21 protein-coding genes are annotated in these 14,431 nt (G+C 68.5%); 6 read left to right on the top strand and 15 right to left on the bottom strand.

Annotation, left to right across the window (positions count from 1 at the left end):
* Nucleotide 1 precedes the first annotated feature (1 nt).
* Entirely contained in the window at nucleotides 2-592 is a 591-nt protein-coding gene (locus KIK09_RS07175; protein WP_214317801.1) for a short chain dehydrogenase, read from the top strand.
* Between the two features lie 102 nt (nucleotides 593-694).
* Here the strand turns inward: KIK09_RS07175 and KIK09_RS07180 are convergent, their stop codons facing one another.
* Nucleotides 695-1,690, bottom strand: coding sequence for an SDR family oxidoreductase (locus KIK09_RS07180; RefSeq protein WP_214317802.1), 996 nt, complete (start codon nucleotides 1,688-1,690; stop codon nucleotides 695-697).
* Nucleotides 1,691-1,992: 302 nt separating this feature from the next.
* On the opposite strand from KIK09_RS07180, the gene KIK09_RS07185 reads away from it, so the two are divergent.
* Nucleotides 1,993-2,289: a hypothetical protein gene (locus KIK09_RS07185; protein ID WP_214317803.1), complete on the top strand. Its 297-nt coding sequence runs from the start codon at nucleotides 1,993-1,995 to the stop codon at nucleotides 2,287-2,289.
* Nucleotides 2,290-2,326: 37 nt separating this feature from the next.
* Here KIK09_RS07185 and KIK09_RS07190 read toward each other — a convergent pair whose 3' ends face one another.
* Complete coding sequence (locus KIK09_RS07190) at nucleotides 2,327-2,884, bottom strand: SRPBCC family protein (RefSeq protein WP_214317804.1); 558 nt, start codon at nucleotides 2,882-2,884, stop codon at nucleotides 2,327-2,329.
* Between the two features lie 215 nt (nucleotides 2,885-3,099).
* Between KIK09_RS07190 and KIK09_RS07195 the strand changes: the two genes are divergently transcribed.
* Nucleotides 3,100-3,444, top strand: coding sequence for an STAS domain-containing protein (locus KIK09_RS07195; RefSeq protein ID WP_214317805.1), 345 nt, complete (start codon nucleotides 3,100-3,102; stop codon nucleotides 3,442-3,444).
* A 12-nt stretch (nucleotides 3,445-3,456) separates the two neighbouring features.
* Here KIK09_RS07195 and KIK09_RS07200 read toward each other — a convergent pair whose 3' ends face one another.
* The 4 genes from KIK09_RS07200 to KIK09_RS07215 all read right to left on the bottom strand — a co-directional run bounded on the left by KIK09_RS07200 (nucleotide 3,457) and on the right by KIK09_RS07215 (nucleotide 5,343).
* Nucleotides 3,457-3,831 (bottom strand): low affinity iron permease family protein, encoded by a 375-nt coding sequence (locus KIK09_RS07200; RefSeq protein ID WP_308163955.1) that lies wholly within the window; start codon nucleotides 3,829-3,831, stop codon nucleotides 3,457-3,459.
* A gap of 150 nt (nucleotides 3,832-3,981) precedes the next feature.
* Nucleotides 3,982-4,218 (bottom strand): hypothetical protein, encoded by a 237-nt coding sequence (locus KIK09_RS07205; RefSeq protein ID WP_214317806.1) that lies wholly within the window; start codon nucleotides 4,216-4,218, stop codon nucleotides 3,982-3,984.
* A 29-nt stretch (nucleotides 4,219-4,247) separates the two neighbouring features.
* Nucleotides 4,248-4,901: a DUF6766 family protein gene (locus KIK09_RS07210; RefSeq protein WP_214317807.1), complete on the bottom strand. Its 654-nt coding sequence runs from the start codon at nucleotides 4,899-4,901 to the stop codon at nucleotides 4,248-4,250.
* Between the two features lie 82 nt (nucleotides 4,902-4,983).
* On the bottom strand, nucleotides 4,984-5,343 hold the full coding sequence (locus KIK09_RS07215) for a hypothetical protein (protein ID WP_214317808.1): 360 nt from the start codon (nucleotides 5,341-5,343) through the stop codon (nucleotides 4,984-4,986).
* Between the two features lie 206 nt (nucleotides 5,344-5,549).
* Here KIK09_RS07215 and KIK09_RS07220 point away from each other — a divergent pair, with 206 nt between their 5' ends.
* A complete protein-coding gene (locus KIK09_RS07220; RefSeq protein WP_214317809.1) occupies nucleotides 5,550-5,921 on the top strand; it encodes a hypothetical protein in 372 nt (123 codons plus the stop codon).
* Between the two features lie 296 nt (nucleotides 5,922-6,217).
* Here KIK09_RS07220 and KIK09_RS07225 read toward each other — a convergent pair whose 3' ends face one another.
* Nucleotides 6,218-9,778 carry a WD40 repeat domain-containing serine/threonine protein kinase gene (locus KIK09_RS07225; RefSeq protein WP_250572546.1) on the bottom strand — a complete coding sequence of 1,187 codons (3,561 nt, stop codon included), beginning with the start codon at nucleotides 9,776-9,778 and terminating at the stop codon, nucleotides 6,218-6,220.
* Between the two features lie 49 nt (nucleotides 9,779-9,827).
* Between KIK09_RS07225 and KIK09_RS07230 the strand changes: the two genes are divergently transcribed.
* On the top strand, nucleotides 9,828-9,998 hold the full coding sequence (locus KIK09_RS07230) for a hypothetical protein (RefSeq protein ID WP_214317811.1): 171 nt from the start codon (nucleotides 9,828-9,830) through the stop codon (nucleotides 9,996-9,998).
* Here the strand turns inward: KIK09_RS07230 and KIK09_RS07235 are convergent.
* Nucleotides 9,995-10,804 (bottom strand): MBL fold metallo-hydrolase, encoded by an 810-nt coding sequence (locus tag KIK09_RS07235; protein ID WP_214317812.1) that lies wholly within the window; start codon nucleotides 10,802-10,804, stop codon nucleotides 9,995-9,997. The genes KIK09_RS07230 and KIK09_RS07235 overlap by 4 nt on opposite strands.
* 75 nt (nucleotides 10,805-10,879) lie before the next feature.
* Between KIK09_RS07235 and KIK09_RS07240 the strand changes: the two genes are divergently transcribed.
* The gene (locus tag KIK09_RS07240; protein ID WP_214317813.1) at nucleotides 10,880-11,377 is read left to right on the top strand and encodes a winged helix-turn-helix transcriptional regulator; all 498 of its coding nucleotides are present in this window, start codon (nucleotides 10,880-10,882) and stop codon (nucleotides 11,375-11,377) included.
* Nucleotides 11,378-11,402: 25 nt separating this feature from the next.
* Here the strand turns inward: KIK09_RS07240 and KIK09_RS07245 are convergent, their stop codons facing one another.
* Genes KIK09_RS07245 through KIK09_RS07275 form a run of 7 tightly spaced genes read right to left on the bottom strand, consistent with a single transcriptional unit; the run spans nucleotide 11,403 to nucleotide 14,430 of the window.
* Nucleotides 11,403-11,720, bottom strand: a complete 318-nt coding sequence (locus KIK09_RS07245) for a gas vesicle protein K (RefSeq protein WP_214317814.1) — start codon at nucleotides 11,718-11,720, stop codon at nucleotides 11,403-11,405.
* 10 nt (nucleotides 11,721-11,730) lie between these two features.
* Nucleotides 11,731-11,964 carry a gas vesicle protein gene (locus KIK09_RS07250; RefSeq protein ID WP_308163956.1) on the bottom strand — a complete coding sequence of 78 codons (234 nt, stop codon included), beginning with the start codon at nucleotides 11,962-11,964 and terminating at the stop codon, nucleotides 11,731-11,733.
* Nucleotides 11,961-12,734 (bottom strand): GvpL/GvpF family gas vesicle protein, encoded by a 774-nt coding sequence (locus KIK09_RS07255; RefSeq protein ID WP_214317815.1) that lies wholly within the window; start codon nucleotides 12,732-12,734, stop codon nucleotides 11,961-11,963. The genes KIK09_RS07250 and KIK09_RS07255 overlap by 4 nt, the downstream gene beginning before the upstream one ends.
* Nucleotides 12,724-13,065, bottom strand: a complete 342-nt coding sequence (gene gvpJ, locus KIK09_RS07260) for a gas vesicle protein GvpJ (RefSeq protein WP_214317816.1) — start codon at nucleotides 13,063-13,065, stop codon at nucleotides 12,724-12,726. Before gvpJ ends, KIK09_RS07255 begins: the two co-directional genes overlap by 11 nt.
* An 11-nt stretch (nucleotides 13,066-13,076) precedes the next feature.
* Nucleotides 13,077-13,415, bottom strand: a complete 339-nt coding sequence (gene gvpO / locus KIK09_RS07265; protein WP_214317817.1) for a gas vesicle protein GvpO — start codon at nucleotides 13,413-13,415, stop codon at nucleotides 13,077-13,079.
* Between the two features lie 4 nt (nucleotides 13,416-13,419).
* Nucleotides 13,420-13,668 carry a gas vesicle protein GvpG gene (locus KIK09_RS07270; RefSeq protein ID WP_214317818.1) on the bottom strand — a complete coding sequence of 83 codons (249 nt, stop codon included), beginning with the start codon at nucleotides 13,666-13,668 and terminating at the stop codon, nucleotides 13,420-13,422.
* A gap of 3 nt (nucleotides 13,669-13,671) precedes the next feature.
* Nucleotides 13,672-14,430 (bottom strand): GvpL/GvpF family gas vesicle protein, encoded by a 759-nt coding sequence (locus KIK09_RS07275; RefSeq protein ID WP_214317819.1) that lies wholly within the window; start codon nucleotides 14,428-14,430, stop codon nucleotides 13,672-13,674.
* Nucleotide 14,431 lies beyond the last annotated feature (1 nt).

Below are 14,431 nucleotides of genomic sequence, written 5' to 3' on the forward strand. Positions count from 1 at the left end.
CATGAGAATTCTGCTGGTGGGTGCGACGGGAACCTTGGGTGGCAGCGTCCTGGAGGTCCTGCGCGGACGAGGACATGACGTCGTCACGGCATCACGCAAGGGCTCGGACGTACCGGTGGACATCACCCAAGCCGGGTCGATCCAGGAGATGTACGAGCAGGTGGGTACGGTGGACGCCCTCGCCTCGTGCGCCGGCAGCGTGCCGTGGCTGCCGTTCAGCGAGCTCAGCCGTCAGGACGTGCTGGACGGTATCGGCGGCAAGGTGCTCAGCCAGGTGGAGCTGGTGCGCCAGGGGCTGGCGCGGGTCACCGGTTCGTTCACGTTGATCACCGGCGTGCTGGCCAGGGATCAGCTCCGTACCGGGACCGTGGCCGCCCTGGCCAACGGGGCCGTCGAGGCCTTCGTGCGGGCTGCCGCCATCGAGCTGACCCAGCGGATCAACGCGGTGAGCCCGACCATCTTCACCGAGTCCGCCGACCACTACGGCGACCTGTTCGCCGGCTTCGAGCCCGTCCCTGTACGCCAGGCGGCGGGCGGGTACGTCCGCTCCATCGAGGGCCACCAGACCGGCCGGATCTACGAGATCGGCTGAAGCGCCAGGCCAAGGAGACGGTGAAGGTCTCCGGCGGAGCTCAACCACCCTGAGCTCTGCCGTGGGCGGCAGGCAGTCGTTATGGAGATGACCCGAGGACGGTCAGAGGCGCCAGATGAGGACGGCAGCGGCGGCAGCGCCGAGCGTGCCGAGAACGAGCCCTCGGTGCTGCGAGAGCCAGAGCTGCGGGCTGCGGGCGTGCGCACGACGGTCGAACCCACCGTGCGCGCCGTAGTCGCGCGACTCGTCGGCGGGCTCCCACAGGTTGGCCACGCCGGTCGGCGATTTCTCGTCCGTTTGCTGCGAGCCGATGCCAGTCCTGGCGAGGTAGCGGTCGACCAGGGCAGGCGCGACGCGTTGGGCGAGCAGCGTGACGACGGTGGGCATGCCGACCCAGTACTCCTTGCGCTCAGGGTGCTCGGCAGCGAACGCGAGCGCCCTCGCCGCCACCTCCGGCTGGTAGATGGGCGGTACCGGCTGCGGGTGGCGCCGCAGCCGCGACAGCACCCAGTCGAACTGCGGCGTGTTGAGTGCCGGCAGCTGGACCATCGTGACGTGGATGCCGCTCCCCTCGGCCAGCAGCTCCGTGCGCAACGACTCGGTGAAGCCCTTGATCGCGTGCTTGGCGCCGCAGTAGGCGGACTGCAGCGGGATCGCCCGCTGCGACAGCGCCGATCCGGCCTGCACGATCGCGCCCCTGTCGCGCGGCCGCATGAGGTCGAGGGCCACCTTGGTCCCCCAGACGTACCCCAGGTACGTCACGGCGGTCGCGCGCTCGAACTCCCCCGGCTGGATGTCCTGAAATTTCGCGAAAACGGAGGAGAAGGCGACGTTGATCCAGACGTCGATGGGTCCCAGATCCTCCTCGATCCGTTCGGCGACCTGCCGCATCTGGCCGTAGTCGGCCACGTCGGCCTCGTACACCAGGGCATCGCCGCCGGCGACGCCAACGTCGACCGCTGCCGCGCCCAGCCCCACCGTGCCCCTGGCAATGAGCGCGACACTCGCCCCGCGCTCGCCCAGCTCACGCACCAGCGCGCGGCCCACGCCGCCGCTGGCGCCGGTGACCACCACCACCTGCCCGCGAAGCCCGCTCATCAGCCTGTCTCCTCCAATTCGCACATGGTTCACGCCTTCCCTGGCGCCTTGCGGCCTAACGTCTGAGCCGTTCGCCCTCAGGCTCAGCGCCACGCTCCGCACCACATCGCAAGCAGAAGCTCGGGATACCTTTGCTCGATCGGGATGGATATAGCCGTGCCTGGGAGGCTTGATCCGGGTAGCAAATCGGCGTGAAAAGCAATATTTCGGACAAAAGGGAGCTCTTGTCCGAGCGGTGCGACTGGTGTGGCGCGGTGATCAGGGATGGTTCGGAGCACTACAGCCTGGCCCCTGATCCCTCCTTGATCCTCTCAAGCGACCCTCGGCTCGGCGATCGTCTCCCGAATGCCTGCTCCAAGGAGCACCTGGCCGCCCTGTACGACCACTACCGGCGTCGCCCGTTCGTCCAGGAAGAACTCTGGGCCGGACGGATCGCCCGGGCCCTGGAGAACACCACAGGAGAGCTCACTGCCAAGGATCTGACAGATGCCACCGGGCTGAACCTTGAGCAGATCGAGCGCTGCCGGGCCTGGCTGGAAGCTCAGCTGTACCGCCACGCCGCCGCACCCGGAGGCGCGGCCTCGGACACCCGCCGATGAGTCCACGCTCCCGGCCTGCTCGCCGTACAGAGCGCTCTCACGCTGGAGAAGCTCCCCCTGAGCCCTCTGGATAACCGGTGCCCGGCAACGGCGGTGTGTCGCTGTCGGCCGGTCGCGTGTGGGGCTGGGCACTCGCGCCGGGAGTATTCGGGACATCGCCCCGCCAGGCGCCGGTCTCGCTGCCCCGGGACTCGATGAACTCCTTGAAGCGCCGCATATCGGCCTCGACGCGCATGCGGACCAGCTGGAGCCAGTCGCCGGCGACCTCGACGAAACCTTCGGGGTCGTAGACCATCTCGAGCGTGATCCGGGTGACGGTGTCGTCGAGACGGTGGAAGGTGACGACGCCTGAGTGCTTCGGCTTGTCCAGGGTGTGCCAGGCCACGCGCTTATCCGGATGCTGCTCTGTGATCTCGGTCTCGAACTCGCGCTTGACCCCGGCGATCTCCGCCCGCCACGCGGCGCGGGTGTCGGTGAGTTGCTTGACCGACTCCACCCCTTCCATGAATTCAGGGAACGTCTCGAACTGCGTCCACTGGTTGTAGGCCACGCTGATCGGGACCCGGACGTCTACGGAATACTCGATTGTGCTCATGGGAGCGTTCCCTGCCCACCTCGCCTCAGGGCTAACGCACGCATCGAGTAAAGCAGTCTGTTGCCTGACATAATTTTCATGTATGCGAATTCAGGACTATCCTGTCACCAAGGCTCTCCGCCCGCATCCGGGGAGGTTCCCGTGACCATGAACAGTCCTTTCGCCACACCGGTACGGCCGGCGCCGACGTATCCAGCGACCGAGGCAGGTCTGCTGTGATCCCGCGGCAGCGCGGTGCGAGCTCCAGGGAAGCCGTTCTCTATGCCGACCACCAACTGAGCATCACCTACGTCCCGAGCCCCCTCATCCGGTTGATCGGCGAGATCGACGTGACCAACCGCGCCGCGGTAGCCCGTACTCTCATCCAGGCATGCCGGAGCGATGAGCAGTTGATCGTGGATGTCCGGCTACTGGAATTCATCGACACCAGCGGCGTGTGCGTCCTGGACAACTTCTGCCGTGAGGGCTGGATTCGCCTGGTCAACGTGCAGCCGCAGCTCCACCGCCTCGGCTCGATTCTGCGCCTCACCTTCAAAGGCGCGGACGCCGATCGGCCATGAGGGACGCCTGGGTCAGCTGCCTTCCTTGTTCTCCAACCCCACGGCGGCCCTCAGTTCGCGGATCTCGTCGTCGAGGCTGCGGTCGCCGCTGGTCTCGCTGAGGTGGGTCATGACCTGGGACAGGCCTTCCGCGATGGCGTTCAGCTTCTGCTGGGTGGCATGGTCGGAACGAGTCTGCGTGTTCTGCAACAGCGCCACCAGCAGGAACGTGACGATGGTCGTCAGGGTGTTGATGATGAGCTGCCAGGTGTCGATGCTGCCGACCAGGAAGTAGGAGGGCAGCCAGATCACCACCAGCAGCACGCAGAAGGCGAAGAACCAGGCCCGGGACACGAACCCGCCCGCCGCGGTGGCGAAACGATCAAAGAGCGAAAGGCCGGACCGCACGTCCGAAGGCATGGTCGGCGCTGGTCTTGTGGTTTCGGACATCATTCCTCCAGCGATACGTCCGACCAGTGCCCTTGCCCTCTTCTGCCAAACCCGCGTGATCAACGAGCTCCTGGGACAGCCTCGTCGTCATCGACATCGCGGCGGTGTCTACCATTCGCTCAGCGGAAGGTCGACCCCCGCGTCACGATCGAACACCGTGACTCCGTCGACCACGCGGACGACCTGGATGCTGCCGGCGCGGCTCCGTCCGGCGAGGTTTCGCGCGGCCTGCCAGGCCCAGGCGGCATAGCGATACTCGGTTTCCAGCTGCTGGTCGGCTTCCCGCCACGACAACACGTAGCGGGCGGGTGGGGCCGGACTCCCGTGGGCTGTTGGATCGGACACGGCTACCGGCTTCCTCCTTGCAGTCCAAGTCAGTTCTCGACGCCGGTGGCCGAGTGGGTGGCGCCGACGGGTTTGGACTCGGGGGAGCCGCTCTGCCGCAGGTAGATGGAGAACACCACCATGGACAGTACGGCCAGCAGCTCGGACTGCCAGTTCTGCAGGGTCCGGTTCCAGAAGTCCGCGGAGCTGACGTAGCCGCCCCAGCTGACCGGATCCTGCAACTGGGCGAGGCGCTGGTTGTCGTAGGCGGTCGCGCCGGCCACGGACTGGGCCAGCCACGACAGCACGAAGATCGCGCCCATCAGCAGCCCGAGCGAGTTCGCGTACAGCCGGCGCCGCCAGCCGCGAGCCCGGGCCCATGCCGGACTCCCCCGCCCGGCACTCCCGTCGTGAGCTCCCTCCTCACCTTGGCGCTTCGACTCGGGCGAGCCCCGCTGCACCAGCCACACCGTGACCATGATGAACAGCAGGAACTGCAGGTACTCCGACTGCCAGTTCTCCGCCACGTCCACCGCGAAGTCGGAGGACGTCACGTAGTCCGTCCACGACACGGCCGCCCCGCCCTCGGCCAGCTGCCGCGCGTTGTGGTCCGCCAGCCCGGCCATCGACTGCCCGGCCAGCGCCAGCAGGAACCCTGCCAGGAAGAACAGGCTGAGCGCGTTCTGCCTGATGAAGCGCCTCATCGGCCCAGCATCCCGATGGCGAGCATGTACGCCAGCCCCACCCCGATGATGACCAGCGTCACTGTGAACATCACTTTCACCGCTATCCCCCGATCTCGCACCGGTACGGCAGGCTGCCCCGCGGCACGCATCCCGCGGCATGCACCAGCCACCGGTCGCCGAACCGATGCAGGAACACGGTGTCGGCGGCCAGCCGTACCTGGGCCTCATCACCGAAGACCCGCGCATCGCGCGGCTGCCCGCCCGGAAGGCGCAGCTCGCGGATCGCATCCCCGCACGCGTGGCCGCCGGTCTCGAGCCCCTCCCGAGCCCGCTCGGACAGCAGGCCGCAGGCCTGCTCCGTCCGGCCGCCGGCGAGCGCGGCGTAGAAGCCGGTCGCCGCCGCCTGTGCGGAACCTGCCTCCTGCTGTGCGCACCCGGCGACGAGCACCAGCAGGAGCACGGTCCAGCTGATGCGGCGACCTGCCCGGACAACGGCTGACGATGGCCTCACCTCACCCCTCTTACCGACGTTCACCTGGCCAAACGCCTGGCGGACGGGGTCCCCTTCCCGTACGGCGAGCCGCGCGGCGGTTGCCCGATCGCACTGCCGTATCTGCTCCGGCCGTTCCTGGCAACCTTTACCCGGTGCAAGGTGAGCGTTTGCCTGTGACGGGCAGGGTGAGCCGAGAGGAGTCCATCCGCGAAAGGAACGCCATTATGCCGCGGGGATCGAGCTCGAAACGGGAACGGCAATACGAGCACATCAAGGACAGCGCCAAGAAGCGCGGGGAAAGCGACAAGCGGGCGAAGGAGATAGCCGCCCGTACGGTCAACAAGGAGCGCGCCCGGGCCGGCGAATCCAGGACGGCCAGCCGCACCTCCACACAGGACATCTCCTCCAGCCGCCGAGGCGGCCTGCGCTCGCACTCAGGTGCGGGGGGACGCACCCGCGACCAGCTCTACGCCGAAGCCAGAAGCCGCGGCATCAAGGGCCGTTCGAAGATGACGAAAGCCCAGCTGGAGAAGGCCCTGAGCTAGGAGATTCAGCGGTACTTCTTCAAGGTCGGGCTGGCTGACGGGTCTTGCTGGTCAGCCCGCCCCGCGAGCGACCCAGCTTGGCCGCCGTCAGCCGCAGCCGCAACCGCCTGCGCCCACCCCGTCCGCGCCTTCGCCGGGTTAGCCCTCTTGCGGGATTTGCCCCTTGATGCAGCCCCTTTTCCTGCTCGGCGCCCCCTCCAGCACCGCGACCAACTCGCCGTCCAAGACGATCCCAGCGGCGTGGCGATGGGTGCGGGCCGTGGCGGAGTCCACGCCGTGTTCGAGGTGGGCCTGGGCTAGCAGACCTTCCGGTACGGCACGCCGGGCAGATACTCCTGCCATTCCGCCGGGGTCAGCGACCGCCCGGCACGGGCACAGACGATCGCCGCAGTCTGCGCCGGATCGACGGACACGTCACGCAGGACGCCCGCATTGTCAATGGTGTGGAACACCGCGCCACCGGACCCGAACGCGGCACCCAAGAGATCCTCGTCCGCGCCTGCCATCGATGGTCCGAGCTTGCGCGGCGTAGCGAGGTCCCAGAGCTGTACCGCCCCTTCATCGACGGACGCGACCACGTCGCCCATGGGCGAGAAGAGGATCTCGTCGACCCCGTTGCGGTCGGTGGAGGACGGCCGGAATGTCGGGCCGTGCTTCTTGCCCGTGCGCAGATCCCAGAACGCGAGCTTGCCCGAGTAGTCGCCGGTGGCGATGATCGCTCCATCCGGGCTGAAGGCGATCGCATTGAGTTGGTTGGTGAGACCTCCAGGGCCGAAGGCGGGCCCGGCAGGCTGTCCGGTGGAGAGATCAATCAGGCGGTTGGCAGATCGGGTCACCGGAGCGATCATCGTGCTGTGCGGGCGAAGCACGATGTCCAGCAGGTCACCGGTCTCGACGGGTCGTATCCACCTGTGATGCGGCACGTCCCAGACGTACACGCGGCTTGGACCCGTCTCGGGGTCGTCGATGGTGTCCGCGGCGCCGACCGCGACAAGAGTCCCGTTCTCGTTCACCGCCAGGGTGGATGCCATCCAGTTGCCCGGCAGCCGGACCTTGGTCACCCGCGATGACTGCGAGACGTCCCACATCGTCAGGTGCTGCCCCATGCTGCTGATCGACGCGAGCAGGCGTCCGTCACCGCTGAACGCGGTGAGCAGGTCGCCGTCGCCGAGTCCTGTCTTCAGTGGGGATCCCAGTGGGCGGCGCTTCGCGGCGTCCCAGAGCACTAGCTGTCTGGATTCCTGCTTCTGGTGGGTGACCAGGAATCGCCCGTCAGGGCTGAACAAGGCGGTCTCCGGGGCGTGGCCGGGCAGCCGTACGGGGTCGAGCAGGTCGGAGATGTCCAGGCTCACCACGGTCTCGTCGACGAGGTAGCGCAGGGTCCGGTCGTCGAAGCCGACGTTCTGCAACTCCCCCCGGTAGGAGAGCAAGGTGTCCCCGTCCGAGACCCGGATGAGCTTGAAGCTGTTGTCGCCACCGGCCACGAGATACTGCCCGTCCGGGCTGAACCACATCCGGCCGCCGTTGGAGTCCCACCCGGCGGACGGCTGGTTGGTGGGGACGTCGCGCCCGGTGCGTACATCGAGGAGGGAGATGGCCGAATCGGTGGCGCAAGCGACGGTGTGACCGTCAGGGCTGATGGCCGCAGCCCGGATGAATTTGGCGCAGGTGCGGTATCCGTGCCAGGTCGCCACCCTCCTCCCGCTCGGCAGCCTCAGCAGGGTGAATCGGCCTTCGAGGCCCGCGTTCACGACCAGGTCGTTGGCGAGGGTGACAGAGGGTTCCAGCATGCCGTCCTTGGCGCCGATGTCCGCGCCGGTCTGCGTGTCCCACAGGCCTCCGGCCTGGGACCCCAGCACGTTGATGTACCGGTCGCCGGCCAGGAACTGGACCCCGTTGAAGTATTCCGGCGCCTCGATCCTCTTTCTGGCTCCGGTCTGCCTGCCGGTGCTCGTGTCCCAGACGCGGATCTCGTGGCCCGCGGCCACGGCCAGCAGTCGGCCGCTAGGGCTGAGACTGGCCCCCAGGAACTGCTCCCCGCCGATCTTCAGGTCGTCCCAGCCGCCGACCTTCCTGCCGGTCCGCAGGTCGTAGATCCGCACCCCCTGAGGGGACACGCTGACGAACCTGCGCCCGTCCCGGGTGATCTGCCGTACGGTCTCTGCGCCCGAGTCCGGGTCGGAGAACGACGCGCGCTCACGCTGCGCCCACGCATTCTGCAGCGTCGACCTCGTCGCGGCGACGGGAGACAGCCGCCAGGCGGCGACGCTGAGCAGCATCGCGCGCACCGGATCCGCCGTGCGTATGGTGTCGGCCAGGGTCGCCACCTTGCCCGCGACTGCCTGGTCCCGCTGCGTGGCCACGACCGCGCTCTGCTCCGACACGATGAGGCTCTGCCGTACGGCGACGCCACCACCGATCAGGGCCAGCACGAGCAGGGCGGACAGGGCGACGGTGAGGAGGCGGCGGCGACGGACCCGGTGGCGGGTGGCGGCGTTGCAGGCGTCAAGGAAGTCGCGTTCGAGCTTGCTGAGCGTGAGGTGGCGGCGTCCGGTGGCGGCCCAGCGCAGGGCCGTCTCCAGGCGGCTGCCCTGGAAGACGTCGCTTTCCCGGCGTCCGTGGGTGTTCCAGTGGCGCGCGGTGGTGCGGATCAGGTCGTGCGTGGGCAGGCCCTCGCGCTCGTCGCCCACCCAGGACCGCAGCCGGGGCCAGGCCTGGAGCAGGGCCGGCCGGGCCAGCATGACGTCGTCGCCGCGAACGGTGATCACATACGAGAAGACCTCGAGGAATCGTTCGAGCGCGGCCTGCTCCTGCGGCGTCCGCGCCTCGAACAACTCCTCACGCGACGCGGTGCGTACGGTCACCTGGCCGGTCTCGGTGACGGCCACCATGCGCAGGAACAGGTCGGGCACCAGGTCGCGTTCGGCGGGGGTGAGAAATCCGTAGGCGTCTTCCGCGAGCGTGCCGAGGGCGGGATCTGCTGGGGCTCCCCGGCTGAGCAGCCCTGCCTCGGCGCTGCCGACCGTGAGCAGGTCGGACTGGCTGCCCTGGAACCCGCTGATCAGGCCGACCAGCAGCTCGTGCGCGGTGGGCCGGGCGAGGGGATCCTTGGCCAGAGCCGCCGAGACCAGGGGCCGCAGCGAACGCGGCAGCGTGGCGAGATCGGGCTCGGCGGACAGGACACGATGCATCACCGCGCCCAGGCTCTCGGCCCGGAACGGGTCGTCACCGTTGGCCGCGTAGAGCACGATGGCGCCCCAGGAGAACACGTCGGCCGGGGCACCGGCGCGCTGGCCGGTGAACACCTCCGGGGCCATGTACGTCGGGGTCCCCGTCACCAGGCCCGTGACGGTCAGCGACATCTCCAGGGTCCGCGCCACCCCGAAGTCGATGACGCGGGGACCGTCGGGACCCAGCAGCACGTTGTCGGGTTTCAGGTCGCGGTGGATGACGCCCGCGTCATGAATGGCCGTCAGCGCCGTGGCCACCCCGGTGGCCAGGCGGTGCAGCTCGTCGCCGCTGAAGCGGCGCCCGTCGGTGACGGCCTGGCGCAGGCTCGGCCCTTCCACGTACTCGCTGACGATGTACGGCTTGGGCGCGTCCAGGTCGACCGCCAGCACCCGGGCGGTGCAGAACGAGGCCACCCGCCGGGCGGCGGTGGCCTCCTTGCCGAAGCGTGACCGCAGGTCCGGATCTCCGGCCGCGTCCCCGTGCAGCACCTTGATCGCCACCCGGGTGCCCTGCGAGTCGTACGCTTCGTAGACCACACCCTGCCCCCCGGCGCCCAGCCGTCCGGCCAGCCAGAGGTCCCCCAGCCGATGAGGGTCCCCAGGGAGCAAGGCCGAAGCCGAAGCCATCTCATCACCCCGTCATCTCGGATGGTCCACGCGCTTAGACGCGGCCTGGATGGCGGAAGTTCTCTGCCGCCTGTTGGGCTCGCCGTACCAGCCGGTGTACGAAGAGGTGGCGGCGGAGATGGCCGGAGCCGACGTGTTCGAGGAGAAGGGCCGCTCCTATGGCCTGTATGCACTGGCGGACTCCCGGGCAGGTGCGGCCGGTGATCGAGAAGCGGGCTAGCTTTGCCGGGCGAGGTGCTGGAGTTGCCGTTCGTGCACGCCGGGTACCCAATCGTAGGTGGCCGATGGGCCGACCCGCGGGTCGGTGGGAACCTGGGCGTCACGCAGGGCGTGCACGTACGCGCGATCCTGGTCGATCCGTGCGTGTACCTGATCAGCTCCGCCGATGGACCCGTGGCCGGGGACGAGGACATCGACGTCGTCCGCCGCGCCCTCCAGCAGTCGCAGCGCGGCGAGGTAGTCCTCGATCGGGTCCGCGGTGGCGTTCAAGTCGAGCATCGGAATCAGGACATCAGAGAGCATGTCGCCGGCGACGAGGACGCCGCGTTCCTCGATCAACAGTGCCGCATGGCCTGTGGCATGCGCCTGATGCTCGATGATCCGGACTTGAGGGCCGTCCCACGGAATCCGCGCGGTGTCGGCGGGCAAGCCGGTAACGAGGCCGAGCAGGTCCAGTGATACCTGCTCGGCGATGTCCGGCGGTATCAGTTGGGCGGCGATGCGGGCCTTGGCACCCGGGTCCGACAGCCGATCCCGGACAGTGGCCGCGCAGCGGGCCGTGCCGTAGCGAGGCGCCGCGCCGAGCTCGGCGTGCCAGAGCAGGTGATCCCAATGTGGATGCGTCGAGAAACCCGCCACAACAGGCTGGCTCAACTCGCGAAGGTCGTCCGCGAGGCAGGCCATTTCGTGGCCCTGCACCCCGGGGTCGATGAGCAGCACGCCGGCGCGGCCTTGCACGACAACGGCGTTGCTCTGGCAGAACTCGCTCTCGTGGATCAGCACGCCCTCCGCGACCTGCCTCAGCATGGCGGCCCCTTCCGCTTGTGATTTGCAACCACTTGTCGAGACGGTAGTACCGAGCGGTGGTAGATTGCAAGCAGTATGGGCGAAGCACATGAGCCGCGGTCGGAGTGCCCGATCAACGCCGCCATCGAGGCGTTCGGCGATCGCTGGACGCTGATCGTCCTCCGCGACATCGTCTTCGGAGACCGCCGCTATTTCCGAGAGCTGCAGGCCGGCTCGATCGAGGGGATCGCCTCGAATATCCTCGCCGACCGGCTCAAGCGACTCGTCAAGTCGGGACTGCTCACCCGCGAGGACACGCGACCCGGCCAGCGGGCACGCTATAGCCTGACCGAACCCGCGATCCAACTCGTACCCGTGTTCGCGCAGCTGGGCAGCTGGGGCCTTCGCCACCGACCCACGAGCAGCGCGCTGAACGCTCGCGCCGTGCTGCTCGAACAAGGCGGACCCGCGCTCTGGCAGGAGTTCATGGACGAGCTTCGCCGCGAGCACCTTGGCTCCGAACTCCCAGCGCGATCACCGAGCGTTCGCGAGCGCCTGAACGCGGCCTACCTCGCCGCCACCAACTCCTCGTAGCTGCCACGTGCCGGCACAGCTCCTGCTATCGCTGGTCGTCGCCGAGCAGGGTGCCCAAGGGGCCGAGGTCGAGGTTCAGGTCGGCCGGGGTGAGGTCGAAGCGTTCGCAGAGTTCGGTCATGGCCTCTTCGAGCCGCATCAGCGTCAGGCCCAGGACCTCGATCTGCTCGTCCGACAGGTCTCCCTGCTCCATGCGCCGCACGCACTGGCGCTCCACCAGCTGCCGGACGAGTTCGACGAGCGTCAGCACGAGGCGGGAAAGGTCACGCTCCACCGCCTCCCTGTCGGTCTCGATGCGCAGCCGGTTGGGCCGTGCCTGCCGTACCTGGTGGGCGCTCTGCACGGTCGGCTCGTCAGCGGGCCTGGTCGTAGCCGCCTCCTGGGGTGTCGGACTCGCGGATGGACATGATCAAGGCGCGGACGGAGATGCGGACGAGGTCGATGTCGGCGATGGACAGGACGATGTCCCCGCTCACGACGACGCCACCGGCGAGCAGCCGGTCCAGCAGGTCGACGAGTGCCACCCGCTCGGCCGGAAGCCGTCCTTCTGAGGCCAGGGCGGCGCCTCGTGGTTCCTGAACTGTCACTGCGGGCCTCCCTCCTCGAGAGTGGCGAACGAGTAGGGCGCCCAGGGGCCAGTGAGCTCCAGTTCGATGCCCTCGCCGCGCAGCCCCTCGACGGCGCGTGCGAACTCCTCGCGCCGGGCGTCGTCGACGAGGTAGGCGCCGTTGAGCACCATCCACTCGTCTCGGCCTGACAGCTCCGGGTCCTGCGCCCGGTGGCGCCGGCTCGCCACGGCGGTGGACGCGAGCGTGTCGTGGATGGCCGCGGCCCTTCCGATGGCCTCGCGCCACGCTTCCTCGCGGGTGTGCAGGCTCGCCTGACGCCGTTTGAGGTAGGCGGTTCCCGGGCTGGTCGTCTTCTCGCGACTCTGCTCGGAGGAGGGCGGCGCGGTGGTCTTGGCGTACGCCTTCACTCCCCATTCCCGCCGGCCGGCCACACGGGAGAGCATGTCGGCGAAGTCGTCGTGGCGCTGATCCAGGAGTTGCCGGATCTGCTCTTCCCCGCTGTACACGGTGACGAGGCGCACGGGGGCCGCGGTAGTGGTCTCCGCCACCGCCTCCACCACGTGGTGGTGCGCCCTGGCGGTCTCGCCGAGCCAGTCCAGATCCTCCATGGACCGCCGCAGCGGCTCCTCTCCGAACTGGTCCAGCGGGACGGTGCTGACGTAGGCGACGAGACCCGCGTGCGTGATCGTCCGCACGGGCTCGCCCGCCACGCCCCGCAGATCTCCGGGGCAGGCAAGGCCCGGGTCGCGCGCGACCGCGTACAGGTACGTGCCCGTGTCAGTCGTCATGCTCGACCTCCGCCTCGATGGAACGGCGTCGCGGACGGTCCTCCTCCAGCTCGGCGAGCCTGTCGCGGAGCCGGCGATTCTCCTCGATGAGGCCGCGGTCGTTGCCGGTGAGCCACGGGTCGTGCTCCCACCAGTCGATCCCCAGTTCCCTGGCCGTGTCGACCGAGGCGATGATCAACCGCAGCTTGATCGTGAGCAGCTCGATGTCCAGGAGGTTCACGCGGATGTCGCCCGCGATGATGATGCCTCTGTCCAGGACTCGTTCCAGGATGTCGCCGAGATTGGCCGGCTCCCGCCCTGAGGCCTGGCGTGCAAGGCTCGTTGATTGCATTGGCTCCGTCATCACGGCGCCTCTCCGGTGTCGCCGCCGCTACCGCGCCGGTAGCGCCGCAGCCTGCGGTAGGAGAGCAGGTTTCCCTCCTCGTCCAGTTCGGCTTCGTAAAGTGCGAGGATGTCGCTGGAGGAGGGGATGCGGCGGTCCTCGACCACCTCTACATCCACCACCCAGCCGTCCTCGTCCGGCTCCACCAGCGTGACGCCCTCCGGCTCTCTGGAGGTCAGGTCGGCGATGTGACGCAACCCCACTGCCCCCGCCGTCGCGGCTGACAGGCTCGCTTGGCTTTCCACGACGTCGTCGACGTCGTCTTCCCATTCCTCGCGCGCTTTTCGCTTGGCAGGCACGAGATCACCTCCTGCCTTCCTTTCTGACCGGCTTGCCGGTCATGCCCTCCAGGAGCTGTTCCGTCCGCTCCTTCTCCTGTTCCTCGGAGATCCGGCCCTCGGCCCTGGCGGCCTCGGTCTCCTCCAGCTTGCGCCGCACCACCGCCGGGTCTCGCAGCTCCCGCTCGGCCTCTTGCTGGAACAACTCCCCGAGCCGGATCACGCCGCGGATGGGCGCGAGCGGCCAGCCGAAGAGGATTCCGATCAGACCCATCTGTCAGCCCTCCTGCTTCGGTGTCGCCACGAAGTCCCAGGGCGCCAGCGGACCTCGCACCCGCATCTCGATGCGTCCCTCGTGGTCACCGGCGAACTCGTCCACGGCCTCCTGCAGCTCGTCCTGCCTCTCCCTCTCGACCAGGATCGCCAGGTGAGCGGCGTCGAGCTCGTGGGACGGCTCGCGCACGACGATGAAGTCGCTGAGTGGTTGGAGGGCCTCGAAGAGAGCCTGGGTGTCCGCCTCCCGTTTGGCGGCGATCGCCTGGTTCACGATCTCCCCGAGCTGGATGCGCGCTGCCCGGCTCGCTTCTTCTGGTTGCTTCTTGATGTTCTCGCGCAGCTCGGCGGCCTCGGGCGTCTCGTCGAGCACCTCCTTGAGCACGGCCCGCTCGACATAGCGGCCTTTGACCATGAACTCGGCGCGCTCCTCCAACTGCTCGAGTGCGTCCACGAAGTCGTCGTGATGGGCCGTCAGCAGCTCCTCAGTGACCGCTTCCGCACTCGCCAGCACGGCGCCGAAGCGGAAGGGGAGCACGGGCACCTCCGCCGCCGTGGCGTCCAGCAGGTGCTGATGTGCCGCCAGGTCATCGGGCCCGCCGAGCGGGCGGTCGACCGCGACGTCACTCACCAGGGCACCGATGTCGCCGTGCCGTACCACTGTCACCTTCGACGGGGGGTCGCCCACGCCGCGCGCGTCATCAGCCACCTCCACATCCGCGGGGACAACGCCATAGACATAGGTGCCGGTCTTGGAGGCCATC

Source organism: Nonomuraea sediminis (assembly GCF_018531495.1).
Taxonomy (GTDB): domain Bacteria; phylum Actinomycetota; class Actinomycetes; order Streptosporangiales; family Streptosporangiaceae; genus Nonomuraea; species Nonomuraea sediminis.